Annotated in this window: 11 protein-coding genes and 1 pseudogene; 5 read left to right on the top strand and 7 right to left on the bottom strand. The window is 35.0% G+C overall.

Annotated features, from left to right (window positions below; all coding sequences use genetic code 11):
• The first annotated feature begins 70 nt into the window (after positions 1–70).
• Positions 71–472: an 8-oxo-dGTP diphosphatase MutT gene (gene mutT / locus LDL57_RS12070; protein ID WP_180558738.1), complete on the top strand. Its 402-nt coding sequence runs from the start codon at positions 71–73 to the stop codon at positions 470–472.
• Between the two features lie 106 nt (positions 473–578).
• On the opposite strand, the gene yacG is transcribed toward mutT, so the two are convergent.
• The 7 genes from yacG to ppdD all read right to left on the bottom strand — a co-directional run bounded on the left by yacG (position 579) and on the right by ppdD (position 5357).
• On the bottom strand, positions 579–791 hold the full coding sequence (gene yacG / locus LDL57_RS12065) for a DNA gyrase inhibitor YacG (protein ID WP_180558739.1): 213 nt from the start codon (positions 789–791) through the stop codon (positions 579–581).
• A gap of 8 nt (positions 792–799) precedes the next feature.
• Complete coding sequence (gene zapD, locus LDL57_RS12060) at positions 800–1552, bottom strand: cell division protein ZapD (RefSeq protein WP_180558740.1); 753 nt, start codon at positions 1550–1552, stop codon at positions 800–802.
• On the bottom strand, positions 1545–2168 hold the full coding sequence (coaE, locus tag LDL57_RS12055; protein ID WP_180558741.1) for a dephospho-CoA kinase: 624 nt from the start codon (positions 2166–2168) through the stop codon (positions 1545–1547). The genes zapD and coaE overlap by 8 nt, the downstream gene beginning before the upstream one ends.
• 120 nt (positions 2169–2288) lie before the next feature.
• Positions 2289–2732, bottom strand: a complete 444-nt coding sequence (locus LDL57_RS12050; RefSeq protein ID WP_180558742.1) for a type II secretion system F family protein — start codon at positions 2730–2732, stop codon at positions 2289–2291.
• Positions 2733–2781: 49 nt separating this feature from the next.
• Positions 2782–3480, bottom strand: a complete 699-nt coding sequence (locus LDL57_RS12045) for a type II secretion system F family protein (protein WP_180558743.1) — start codon at positions 3478–3480, stop codon at positions 2782–2784.
• Positions 3477–4916, bottom strand: a complete 1440-nt coding sequence (locus tag LDL57_RS12040) for an ATPase, T2SS/T4P/T4SS family (protein WP_225505828.1) — start codon at positions 4914–4916, stop codon at positions 3477–3479. Before LDL57_RS12040 ends, LDL57_RS12045 begins: the two co-directional genes overlap by 4 nt.
• 15 nt (positions 4917–4931) lie before the next feature.
• On the bottom strand, positions 4932–5357 hold the full coding sequence (gene ppdD, locus LDL57_RS12035; protein ID WP_225505826.1) for a prepilin peptidase-dependent pilin: 426 nt from the start codon (positions 5355–5357) through the stop codon (positions 4932–4934).
• Between the two features lie 491 nt (positions 5358–5848).
• On the opposite strand from ppdD, the pseudogene nadC reads away from it, so the two are divergent.
• The 4 genes and pseudogenes from nadC to aceF all read left to right on the top strand — a co-directional run bounded on the left by nadC (position 5849) and on the right by aceF (position 12557).
• Positions 5849–6769: pseudogene (nadC, locus tag LDL57_RS12030) on the top strand (carboxylating nicotinate-nucleotide diphosphorylase).
• Positions 6770–7320: 551 nt separating this feature from the next.
• Positions 7321–8094 carry a pyruvate dehydrogenase complex transcriptional repressor PdhR gene (gene pdhR, locus LDL57_RS12025; protein WP_225505824.1) on the top strand — a complete coding sequence of 258 codons (774 nt, stop codon included), beginning with the start codon at positions 7321–7323 and terminating at the stop codon, positions 8092–8094.
• A 161-nt stretch (positions 8095–8255) separates the two neighbouring features.
• A complete protein-coding gene (gene aceE, locus LDL57_RS12020; protein ID WP_180558745.1) occupies positions 8256–10919 on the top strand; it encodes a pyruvate dehydrogenase (acetyl-transferring), homodimeric type in 2664 nt (887 codons plus the stop codon).
• A 12-nt stretch (positions 10920–10931) separates the two neighbouring features.
• On the top strand, positions 10932–12557 hold the full coding sequence (gene aceF, locus LDL57_RS12015) for a pyruvate dehydrogenase complex dihydrolipoyllysine-residue acetyltransferase (protein WP_180558746.1): 1626 nt from the start codon (positions 10932–10934) through the stop codon (positions 12555–12557).
• Positions 12558–12614: the final 57 nt, after the last annotated feature.

Genomic DNA, 12614 nt, shown 5'->3' with positions numbered 1-12614 from the left:
AATTAAAAATAAGAGCGGAGAATCTATCCGCTCTTTTACTGTACAACTTAAAAAGTAATTAAATTATTTTATGGAAAAAAAACAATTACAGATCGCTGTTGGTATTATTAGAAATGCACAACAAGAAATATTTATTACCCAACGGGCAGCTAATTCACATATGGGTGGTTTTTGGGAATTTCCTGGTGGTAAATTAGAAGTTGGTGAAACACCGGTAGAAGCTTTGTTGCGTGAGCTTAAAGAAGAAATTGGGATAGATGTTATTAACAGTCAATTGTTGCAGGTTGTTGAACATGAATTTCCAGATCGTAAAATAACGTTGCATTTTTTTCTTGTGGATCAATGGGATTGCCAGCCTTATGGAAAAGAAGGCCAATCTTCACGTTGGCTTTTACAAAAATTACTGGTAGCTGAAGAATTTCCACCTGCTAACCAAGTAATTGTTGATATGTTAATCAATAATGTGATTTGAGATGCTTATCTCACAGATAAGTTAAAATAAATAAGTTCATCAAATCATTGTACGTAAGAGTGATGTAATGATGTAGATAAGCGCATAGTGTTTTTAATTTTTAAATTTATTTTTTAATGTGAGGATCATCGGAGATTTCACTCCAATCATCTATTTCAGAAATATTTCGTTGACTTGAGATCCTTTTTTCTTCACCAGCCCATTCACCAAGATCGATTAATCGACAACGTTTACTGCAAAAAGGACGATAAGGACTACTCTCTTGCCAAATAACAATTTTATGACAAGTTGGACATTTTACCGTGAGCTTATCTGGCATAATGGCTCCTAACAACAGGCTAATTTAAATGGTAATTCATCGGGTACAATACCATTTTCACTGTCTTCATGTAAGAAGCGGATTGCAAAACGTGTTTTATGTCCAGAAATCTGAGGATATAACGATAAATTTATCGGTAATTTTATTCGGATCAGATCAGCATTTTCTACACTACCTTGATAGAAGCCATTATAACTTTTTTGATTGGTGAATGTATTAGACTTACGGATCAAATTTAATAGCATATTTAAAGCAGAACGTAATGGAAGGATGCCATCAATCCAAAAGTTAATTCTAGTCTCAATTTCTTTTTTATGAGTATTTAACCATAAATGTAAGGCCGGTAAATCAAAGCTACAACAACCTCCGGGTATACTTAAACGCTGGCGAGCAATACTAATAACTTTATCTTGCCGTAAGTGCTGACCAATACGTGGCGCTTCTCTTAATAATGTGAGATTTTCTTGCAATTCTCTTAGAAGATTTTTAATCAATGTTTTATCTGCATTAGGATCACTGCACCATTGATTAAGTTTATTTTTTTGTTTATCTAATTCTTTAATAATGTCTGCACGTATATCGCTACGATCTAATACTTCGATTAATTCGGAAACGGCACGAAAAAAAGCTAATCCCGTAGCTAATGAGTTGATGTTTTTCAAGTCAATAAGCTGCTGAAGTAAACACTCCATGCGCAGCCAAGAGCGCATTTTCTCATTTAATGGATGTTCATAAATAATGGTAGAAATAGTATTACTCATTATGTGTTTCCTGAGAAGCATTCATAGCTAATTGCAAGTATTTTTGATGTAATTTCGCTATAGTTTCATCAAGTGTTAAGTTGTTATCGTGATTATTAATTATATCATCGGCTTTTTGTAAGCGCCTTGTTCGGCTAACTTGGTTAGATAAAATATTTTTTGCTTCTTGCTGACTAATTCTGTCACGCTTTATTATACGAGCTATCTGTTCTTCTGGTGTTACGTCTATGACTAACACTCGGTTAGCAAGGTGTGCTAAATTATTTTCAATTAATAACGGAACAACCCAAACTACATAAGGGGAGTCAAGTAAAGTTAACTGACGTTGTGTTTCTTGCTGTATTAACGGATGAAGCAAATCATTTAACCAGTTTTTTTCTATCGAATCGCTAAATATTTTTTTTCTTAACTTAGCGCGATTTAAAGAGCCATCGTTATTGAGAAAAGTTGGACCAAAATGTTGTTTTATCATGTTTAAGGCATAAGTATTAGGCATAACAATTTGCCTTGAAATGACGTCTGCATCAATAATAGGCACTCCTAAGGATGCAAATTTATCTGAAACGGTGCTTTTTCCGCTTCCGATCCCGCCCGTCAGAGCAACAATATAGCTCATGCATCCTCTCTTTCAATAAATTTAAAGGGCAAATTCCAAGTAAAGGCCGTTAATTTTTTTAGCTTTATCATAACGGGTTTGAACATAATAATATTTTTATTTTATTGTTACATTGTTTACTTAAGAAATAATATTACCTAAATTAAAAATCGGCAAATACATAGTGAATAATAATCCAGTAATTACAACTGCGAGTATTAGTATTAGCATTGGTTCAATTAATTTTATCTTATTATTAACATAGTTAAGCAGATTATCTTGATACCAGTTAGCTAGTTTTTCTAAAAATAATGTTAAATTGCCTGATAATTCTCCGGCAGTAATAAATTGCAAGCATAGATATGGAAATAGTTTTTCTCTTTTTATACTTTCGCTAAAAGAAATACCTCGCTGAATTTTTTGATATACAGAATGAATAGCATCATGATAAACGGGATGTTTTAGTGTTTTTAATACATACTCGAATCCTTCTAATAATGTTAATCCTGATTTTTGTGTAATATGGAGAGTTTGAAAAAAATAGTAAAGTTGTTGCCAAGCAATAACTTTGTTGAGTAATGGCAAATGTAGGATAAACTTTTGTTCTCGTTTAATTAAATTTGGCGAATGTTGCCTATATATAAAATAACCTAAAAATAAAAACTATGATAACAACGATATACAAAAAATTGTCAGCAATTTTATCAGAAATGGTAATAAGCAATCTAGTTGTTATGGGGAGCTCCGCATCAAATGTTTGATATATTGCTTTAAATTCAGGTAAAACGAAAAAAAACATTAATGAAACCACTACTGAAGCAATAATTAAAATGATACAAGGATACTGTAGTGCTTTAGTTATTTTTTGTTTCAATATTTGTTGTTGTTGAAATTGTTGGTAAATAAGTTGGCAATTTTTTTCGAGATTATTGGTATGCTCACCTATTTCTACTAGGCGATAAATTATTTCTGGAAAAAGTTTAGGATAACGTTTTAAAGTCGAAGAGAATGTTTCTCCTTGTTTAATACGTTTAATGATTTCTGCTAATATACATTTCCAGACGGGCATATTACATTCTTTTTGAATAATATTTAGACTTTGAATTAAAGAAATATTGGATTTAAGTAATACACTAAGTTGATACATAAAATGCAAGCGATAGCTAAGAATTTTTGTGGTATATAGTGCTATTTCTCTGATTTTAATTGAAATAGGTATTAAATTATTTCTAAGAATATATTCAAAAACCTCCTGTTTAGAATGAGATATTTTATAATTTTCTATTAATATTCCCTGTGTGTTAATTGCTCGATATATATAGATAAAATTCACTGAATTATCTCCTGTCCTGTTACTTCATACACTTCTTTTAGTGTTGTTATGCCGGCTTTAACTAGAAGTAACCCAGACGCAAATAAACTAACGAAAGGTATTTTTTCTGTTTTTACTGGTAGCTGATAAAATTGTGTAGCTAGAGTTTCTTCTTTAAGCTCTAAAAATTCATAAATTGCGGTTCGACCTAAATAGCCACCGAAACAATGGTCGCACCCAATAGCCTGCCAGGTAGTAATTTCAGTTTGAATATTATCATATTGAATAGTAATAGGATTTTTTTCATGACGTTTACAACTAGGGCATAATTTTCTAACAAGTCTCTGAGCAATAATCAACTTTACGCAAGAATTTATCAAATGTGGTGATATGCTTAAATTTTCTAGTCGTTCTAATGTGCTTTTGGTTGAATTTGTATGGAGTGTTGATAATACTAAATGCCCAGTTTGAGCGGCTTTTATAGCAATTTCGGCTGTTTTTTGATCTCGTATTTCACCTACCATAATAATATCAGGATCTTGGCGAAGTAATGCTCTTAAGATAGTTGAAAAATTTAAACCTATTTTTTCGTTTACAGGAATTTGATTAACCCCTTTTATCGGGATTTCAACGGGATCTTCAATCGTTGAAATATTTAATTCACTGTGATTAAGGTATTCAAGACAGCTATAAAGTGTTACGGTTTTGCCACTTCCTGTTGGACCGGTAACAAGAATCATTCCTTGTGGCAGAGAAAGTTTTTGTTTTAAAATAGAAAGGAAATTATTTTTTATACCTAATTGTTCTAACGAATAATGGTTTTTAGTATTTAATATCCTTAAAACTATTTTTTCACCATAAAGTGTTGGTAAGGTTGAAATACGGATAGCATAGTGGATATCATGGCTTATCCATTCAAGTTGCCCATCTTGAGGTAGGCGCATTTCTGCAATATTCAATTTTGCTAATATTTTTAATCGAGCAAATATTTCTGCACAATTTTCGACTGGTGGAGAAGGAACATAAAATAATTTACCATCAACTCTAATACGGATTTTGGTACCGGTCTTAAATGGCTCTATATGAATATCTGATGCTCGTTTTTCAATGGCAGATGCAATAAGATAATCGACAAAATTTACTGCTGGTGAATTAGGTTTGTCTTCATTATTGATTGCAGGATCATAACGTATAGGTTCTTCTTGTATTTCAACTTCATGATTACAACGATTAAAATAATGCTCAATTTTTTCTTTTGGCCAAATATCATAACAAACAGGAACACTAGAAATAAAACGTAATGCTGTTAATAGTTCGTCATTAGGTTTTTTATAACTGGCAATGGAAAGTTTTTTTGAATTGAATTCGATCATTACAATATCGTGACGATAACAAAGTTTTTTTAATTCATTTTCGATAATATTAAAATCTTTGGGAATAGCTGTTATGTAAGTCATAATAGAGCCCATTATTTAGAATCTGAAAGTGTTTGCACAATGTTTTTTTAATCCGGAATCTGTACTTTCACAAGAAACTTTCCAGCTCACTTGATTTTCTGTTGTAGATAATGTCGGATCTAACGTTATTGTTAAATCTTTCAGTGATTTTGTACCCACAACTTTAATTGTTCCATCTTTCACTTCAATATCACTAACATATTTTCCGGTCTTATTTGTTGGAATTGAAGATACGCCATTGTGGCAACCTGTAAAATGTCCATTTTCAAATCCACACAGTTCGGTATGCATTTTATAAGGCACAATAAATTGCAACATGTCAGTTAGAGAGGCTTTTTGCATATAACTTTTGTAGCTTGGAATACTAATTGCACTAAGAACTGCAATAATTGCAATTGCAACCATTATTTCCATTAGAGAAAATCCTTGTTGTTTCATCATATTTTCCATTATCGATTGAAGGTAATGTGATGATGCGCAATGGTAGGAAAAAATAACAATGAGAAAATGAAATATTAGAATATTGTTCTAAATATTATTTTTTTATGTTGAAAATAAAAAAAATAAATTCGAGCAAATTCACAAATAATTAGTTTGGTTATTTTTTAATGGAATAAATTTTTTAATATTAGTCATCATTTGTAAGTTTGCTTATGACAGGAGTAAATAACAATTCATGCTAGCTAATTTTGAATATATATGTTTGTCATATATTTTGTAAAATATATTATTTGTTTTCTTTTAAGATAAAGAATTTTTATTAGTAAGGTATTTATATTAATTGTACAGTAAAAATCTCTATTTAGATTTTCTATGTTGTAGTAACTTATTAGATTGAAGTAAATTAATCAAAAATTTACTAGAAATATTTATACGATAGTGTGGAGTACAAGTTAGTAATATTTTATTACTGTAAATATTGAGGAGTTGTAATGGTACTTATCAATCATGATATGGAGCGACGTAAGGAACAATTATTAGAACGTTTACATCAAGATATTCCTGCCAATGTTACTTTCGCATTACAGGAGGATTTAGGCGGGAGTATAAATATAGAGAGTGATATTAGTGGACAGCTGCTTGCAAAAAATCAGTTGGCTATTGCTAAAATAATTACTCGGGAAGATGGTATTTTTTGTGGAATGCGTTGGGTAGAGGAAATATTTAAACAACTTGATCAATCTGTTCAGCTTAGATGGCAGGTCAGTGATGGCGATAAAATTAAATCTGGTCAGATGCTTTGTACTATCGAAGGCGATGCCCATATACTGTTAATCGCTGAAAGGGTTGCGCTTAATTTCCTTCAAACTTTATCAGGTGTTGCTAGCAAAACAGCTAGTTATGTTGAGATATTACAAGGCACAGATGTAAAGTTGTTAGATACGCGTAAGACCATTCCTGGTTTAAGGGCTGCGCTCAAATATGCAGTACTTTGTGGCGGTGGTTTTAATCATAGGTTAGGCTTATTTGATGCTTATTTAATTAAAGAAAATCATATTATTGCGGCAGGTAATATTACTTCGGCAATTAAAAAAGCGCGTTTAGCGCATACAAGTGTTCCTATTGAAGTTGAAGTTGAAAATATAAATTAATTGATTGAAGCTGTAGAAGCAAAAGCCGATATCGTTATGTTGGATAACTTTACTATTCCTATGATGAAAGAAGCGGTAATGATTGCTAAGGGAAGGGTGGCTCTCGAAGTATCTGGTAATATCACGCTAAAAACATTAAAAGAGTATGCTAAGACAGGTGTAGATTATATCTCTGTTGGCGCATTAACAAAAAATATAACAGCTATAGATCTTTCTATGAGACTTAATCAGCCATTGGATGATATTGCTAAAATATCTTAGCTATTTATTCAGGCAAAATAATGATATAGCAATGAGTTTTGCTTAAGTCAATATTATGTGGTTAAGTATTTCAATACGTTAACTTGTAAAAATACCAAGATAATATACTGACATTAGTTAAACTTTTTTAATTACTTTATCTATTTTCGAATTAAGTATTCTTTAACATCAATTCGATCAATCATTTTCACTGAAAAACATTAATATCAATTATAAAAATTTGTTGAGTTTTTAGTTGCTATATTAAATTTTTATTCACTTAAATTGATTTATTATTTAATTAAGTGCAAATATTAACGTTTCAGCTGATTAATTATATATATAGGAAATTTAATATTACTGCTTAAAAACAGACTGAAAATATAATTTTTTTGATTTTTTAAAAATCCTTATCAAAAAGTACAAGTTTTTTAAGGTTAAATTTAAGCTTTTATGGACAGCTGGTGAATACTTTGTTACTTTATGTACATCTAGGATAAATTGGTATTACCAATTGACTTTGGTAGTGTTAAATAAATATTTACGCAAAATATAAGTGGCTTATTGTAAATATGGTTTATAGCAAAATTCGCCAACCTAAATTATCTGATGTCATTGAACAGCGACTTGAGCATTTAATTCTTGAAGGAATATTGCGCCCCGGAGAAAAATTGCTACCTGAACGCGAGTTGGCAAAGCAATTTGATGTCTCTCGTCCTTCTTTGCGTGAGGCGATTCAAAAGCTAGAAGCAAAAGGTTTTCTTCTTCGCCGACAAGGTGGCGGTACATTCGTCCAAACAAATCTATGGCAAAGCTTTAGTGATCCGCTTACCCAGTTATTATCTGGGCATATGGAATCACAATTTGATCTTTTGGAAACGCGTCACGCACTTGAAGGTATTGCGGCTTATTATGCTGCTTTAAGAGGAACAGATGAGGATCTGGCCCGAATTAAGATAAGTCATCTACAAATTCAAGATATCCAAGAGCGTGGGGATGTTAATGCTGAAGTCGAGGCTGTTTTGCAATATCAGTTGGTTGTTACTGAAGCGGCGCATAATGTGGTATTAATCCATATACTTCGTTGTATGCTTCCAATGTTAGAGCAGAATATTAGACAAAATTTTGAGTGTTTATATACACGTAAAGAAATGCATGCAGCAGTAAGTAAACATAGAACTCAAATTTTTGAAGCAATTATCGCACGTGAACCTGAAAAAGCACAGGAAGCTTCACATCGTCATTTAGCCTTTATTGAGGAGATTTTGCTGGACATCAGTCGTGAGCATACACGTCGTGAGCGTTCTTTACGTCGAGTACATCAATCCCAAAATTTAATTGAGTAGTGCAGATTTTTGTTGCTGCGTCTGCATTACTGCTCTGATTTTTTAGAGACAAAGTTGCGGCAATAGGAACTATCTTTTGTTCTTCTTTCTGGTTTAGTAAATATGTTCAAAAGATGGCTCAGTAACTATATTAGAAACAGATAATAGATAAGGAATAGACCATGTCAGATATGTCGAAGAATGACGTGGATCCGATCGAAACTCGCGACTGGTTACAGGCGATCGAATCGGTCATCCGTGAAGAAGGTGTTGATCGTGCTCAGTATCTTATTGATCAAGTATTACAACAAGCACGTAAGGGCGGCGTTAATATCGCAGCGGGTTCTGGAAACTGTGATTATATCAACACTATTTCCGTAGAGGATGAGCCTGATTATCCAGGCAACATGGATTTAGAGCGTCGTATTCGCTCTGCGATTCGTTGGAATGCTGTAATGGCGGTTTTACGAGCTTCTAAAAAAGATCTGGAGTTAGGTGGTCATATGGCTTCCTTCCAGTCTTCTGCAACTTTATATGAAGTCTGTTTTAATCACTTCTTCAAGGCAAAAAACAATAAAAATGGTGGAGATTTAGTTTATTGCCAAGGACATATTTCGCCTGGTATCTATGCACGTGCATTTTTGGAAGGCCGTCTCACTGAAGAGCAAATGGACAATTTCCGGCAAGAAATTGGTGGCAAAGGTCTTTCCTCTTACCCTCATCCTAAATTGATGCCAGAGTTTTGGCAATTTCCGACAGTGTCGATGGGATTAGGCCCAATTGGTGCTATTTATCAAGCAAAATTCTTAAAATACTTACAACACCGAGGTTTAAAGGATACTGCAGATCAGACAGTTTATGCTTTCCTTGGTGACGGTGAAATGGATGAGCCTGAATCGAAAGGCGCTATCACAATTGCGACTCGTGAAAAGTTAGATAACCTTGTTTTTGTAATCAACTGTAACTTACAACGCCTTGATGGGCCAGTTACTGGTAATGGTAAGATTGTTAATGAATTAGAAGGTATCTTTAGCGGTGCAGGATGGCAGGTCATTAAAGTCCTGTGGGGTGGCCGCTGGGATGAATTATTGCGCAAAGATACTTCAGGTAAACTTATTCAGTTGATGAATGAAACTTTAGATGGTGACTATCAAACATTTAAATCTAAAGATGGCGCTTATGTTCGTGAACACTTCTTCAATCGTTATCCTGAGACAAGTGCACTCGTCAAGGATATGACCGATGATGAAATATGGTCGTTAAATCGTGGTGGTCATGATCCGAAAAAAGTCTATGCCGCTTTTAAGCAAGCGCAAGACACTAAAGGTAAGCCAACTGTCATTTTAGCTCAAACGGTTAAAGGCTATGGCATGGGCGATACTGCCGAAGGTAAAAATATTGCCCACCAGGTGAAAAAAATGAACCTGGAAGGAGTTCGTTATTTCCGTGATCGCTTTAATGTGCCGGTAGCGGATGATCAAATAGAAAAATTGCCTTTTATTACTTTTAAAGAAGATTCAGATGAATATAAATATCTGCATGAGCGTCGTCAGGCATTAGGCGGATATTTACCAGCCCGAAATCCGACCTTTGATGAAAAATTAGATATTCCTAGTCTAGAAGATTTTAACCAATTATTGGCCGAACAAAATAAAGAAATCTCTACTACGATCGCATTTGTACGTGCTTTGAACGTAATGTTAAAAAATAACTCAATTAAAGATCGTCTAGTGCCAATTATAGCTGATGAAGCACGTACTTTTGGTATGGAAGGTTTATTCCGTCAGATTGGGATCTATAGTCCAAATGGACAACAGTACACTCCTCAGGATCGCGAACAAGTTGCTTATTACAAAGAAGATGAAAAAGGTCAAATTCTTCAAGAAGGTATTAATGAATTGGGTGCTGGTGCCTCTTGGTTAGCTGCGGCTACATCATATAGCACAAATAACCTGCCAATGATCCCATTTTATATTTATTATTCCATGTTTGGCTTCCAGCGTATTGGTGATCTGTTATGGGCTGCGGGAGACCAGCAAGCGCGTGGCTTCCTGATTGGCGGAACTTCGGGGCGTACTACATTGAATGGTGAAGGTTTGCAGCATGAAGATGGCCATAGCCATATCCAGTCACTAACCATACCTAACTGTATCTCTTATGATCCAGCTTATGCTTATGAAGTTGCTGTTATTATGCATGATGGTTTAGTTCGTATGTATGGTGAGAAACAAGAAAATGTTTACTACTATATTACTACCTTGAACGAAAATTATCATATGCCAGCGATGCCTGCTGGTGTTGAGGAAGGTATTCGTAAAGGTATTTATAAATTTGAATCACTAAATGGCAAAAAAGGCAAAGTCCAATTATTGGGATCGGGTTCGATGATGCGTCACGTTCGCGAAGCGGCAAAAATTTTGTCTAGTGAGTACGGTATTGGTTCTGATGTTTATAGTGTAACGTCATTTACCGAATTAGCTCGTGAAGGACAAGATTGTGAACGCTGGAATATGTTACACCCATCTGATAAACCTCGTGAACCTTATGTTGCTCAAATTATGAATGATGCGCCTGCAGTTGCATCAACAGATTATATGAAATTATTTGCAGAACAAATTCGTTCCTACATTCCGGCAAGTGATTATCGTGTTTTGGGTACTGATGGTTTTGGTCGTTCAGATAGCCGTGAAAACCTCCGTCATCATTTTGAGGTTGATACTTCCTATGTAGTAGTAGCGGCGTTGGGTGAATTAGCAAAACGTGGTGAAATAGATGTAAAATTGGTGGATGAAGCCATCAAAAAATACAACATCAACCCAGAAAAAATTAACCCGCGTCTGGCATAAGAGGTAAAATCAATGTCTATTCAAATTAACGTTCCTGATATTGGTGCAGATGAAGTTGAAGTTACCGAAATTATGGTAAAAGTGGGCGATAAAGTTGATGTTGAGCAGTCATTAATTACCGTAGAAGGTGAAAAGGCGTCAATGGAAGTTCCGTCACCACAGGCTGGGGTTGTTAAAGAAATTAAAGTCGCTGTTGGTGACAAAGTGGCAACTGGCAAATTGATCATGGTTTTTGATACAGCGGAAAAAGCGCCGGAAGCTAGTGCTAAAATAGCCACAGATGCAAGCCCAAACTCGGATAAAGCAGATAGCAAAGATGCAGAACGAGTAAAAAGTGAATTAAAGGAAGTTATTGTACCGGATATTGGTAATGATGAAGTTGAAGTTACTGATGTAATGGTTAACGTTGGTGATAAAATTTCCACTGAGCAATCACTCATTACTGTGGAAGGCGAAAAGGCATCGATGGAAGTGCCTGCACCGTTTGCTGGTGAAGTCAAAGAGATCAAAATTGCAAAAGGTGATAAAGTTAAAACTGGTTCACTTATTATGATTTTTGCAGTTGATGCTACCGCAGCTTCGCCAATTGCTAGTGCGGAAACGAGCAGCGCTGAAATAGCAACCAAATCAGCGGCTCCATCTTCTGAGCCATCTCGAGTCTCATCCGCGGCTAAGGTAAGTGATGTTTCTGCGACCAAGAATGAATTTATTGAAAATGATGCGTATGTGCATGCAACGCCGGTTATTCGCCGTTTAGCGCGTGAATTTGGGGTCAATCTGGCTAAGGTAAACGGAACTGGACGTAAAGGCCGTATTTTGCGTGAAGACGTTCAGGCTTATGTGAAAGAAGCGGTAAAACATTCTGAGGCCGGAGCGACAACGGCGGGTGGTTTGCCTGGCATGCTACCATGGCCAAAAGTTGATTTTAGTAAATTTGGTGAAGTTGAAGAAGTTGAACTCGGTCGCATTCAAAAGATATCTAGTGCTAATTTGAGTCGTAACTGGGTAATGATCCCGCATGTGACCGTTATGGAAGATGCTGATATTACAGAAGTAGAAGCTTTCCGTAAGCAGCAGAATAAAGAGATGGAAAAGTTGCAAACGGGGATAAAAATTACACCATTAGTTTTTGTCATGAAAGCGGTTGCTCGAGCATTAGAAGAAATGCCTCGTTTTAATAGTTCCATTTCTGAGGATGCCCAGCGATTAACATTGAAAAAATATGTTCATATTGGTATCGCCGTTGATACACCAAATGGTTTAGTTGTTCCTGTAATTCGCGATGTCAATAAGAAAGGCATTATCGAGCTTTCAAAAGAATTGATGGAAGTATCGAAGAAAGCACGTGCCGGCAAGTTGACTGCGTCTGATATGCAAGGTGGCAGCTTTACCATTTCTAGTTTAGGTGGTATCGGGACGACGAGTTTTACACCCATTATTAATGCGCCAGAAGTGGCTATTATGGGGCTATCTCGCTCATCAATGAAACCAGTATGGAATGGTAGTGAATTTATTTCACGTCTGATATTACCTATGTCACTCTCTTTTGATCATCGTGTTATTGATGGTGCAGACGGCGCGCGTTTCGTCACTCGTATTGCACAGTTAATGAGTGATATTCGCCGTTTGGTTATGTGATTTATAGACCGGCAGAATGTCGGTCTATTTTATTATTAGTAGTTACAGAATTTTTTC

This window comes from Arsenophonus apicola, from assembly GCF_020268605.1.
Taxonomy (GTDB): Bacteria; Pseudomonadota; Gammaproteobacteria; order Enterobacterales; family Enterobacteriaceae; genus Arsenophonus; species Arsenophonus apicola.
Note: the sequence above shows the minus strand (reverse complement) of the source record. Positions and strands in the feature narration are given on the sequence as shown.

Excerpts from the sequence above, each read along its gene's own strand:
- mutT (WP_180558738.1), top strand. The coding sequence starts at position 71 with ATGGAAAAAAAACAATTACAGATCGCTGTTGGTATTATTAGAAATGCA.
- yacG (WP_180558739.1), bottom strand. The coding sequence starts at position 791 with ATGCCAGATAAGCTCACGGTAAAATGTCCAACTTGTCATAAAATTGTT.
- zapD (WP_180558740.1), bottom strand. The coding sequence starts at position 1,552 with ATGAGTAATACTATTTCTACCATTATTTATGAACATCCATTAAATGAG.
- coaE (WP_180558741.1), bottom strand. The coding sequence starts at position 2,168 with ATGAGCTATATTGTTGCTCTGACGGGCGGGATCGGAAGCGGAAAAAGC.
- LDL57_RS12040 (WP_225505828.1), bottom strand. The coding sequence starts at position 4,916 with ATGACTTACATAACAGCTATTCCCAAAGATTTTAATATTATCGAAAAT.
- ppdD (WP_225505826.1), bottom strand. The coding sequence starts at position 5,357 with ATGATGAAACAACAAGGATTTTCTCTAATGGAAATAATGGTTGCAATT.
- pdhR (WP_225505824.1), top strand. The coding sequence starts at position 7,321 with ATGGTTTATAGCAAAATTCGCCAACCTAAATTATCTGATGTCATTGAA.
- aceE (WP_180558745.1), top strand. The coding sequence starts at position 8,256 with ATGTCAGATATGTCGAAGAATGACGTGGATCCGATCGAAACTCGCGAC.
- aceF (WP_180558746.1), top strand. The coding sequence starts at position 10,932 with ATGTCTATTCAAATTAACGTTCCTGATATTGGTGCAGATGAAGTTGAA.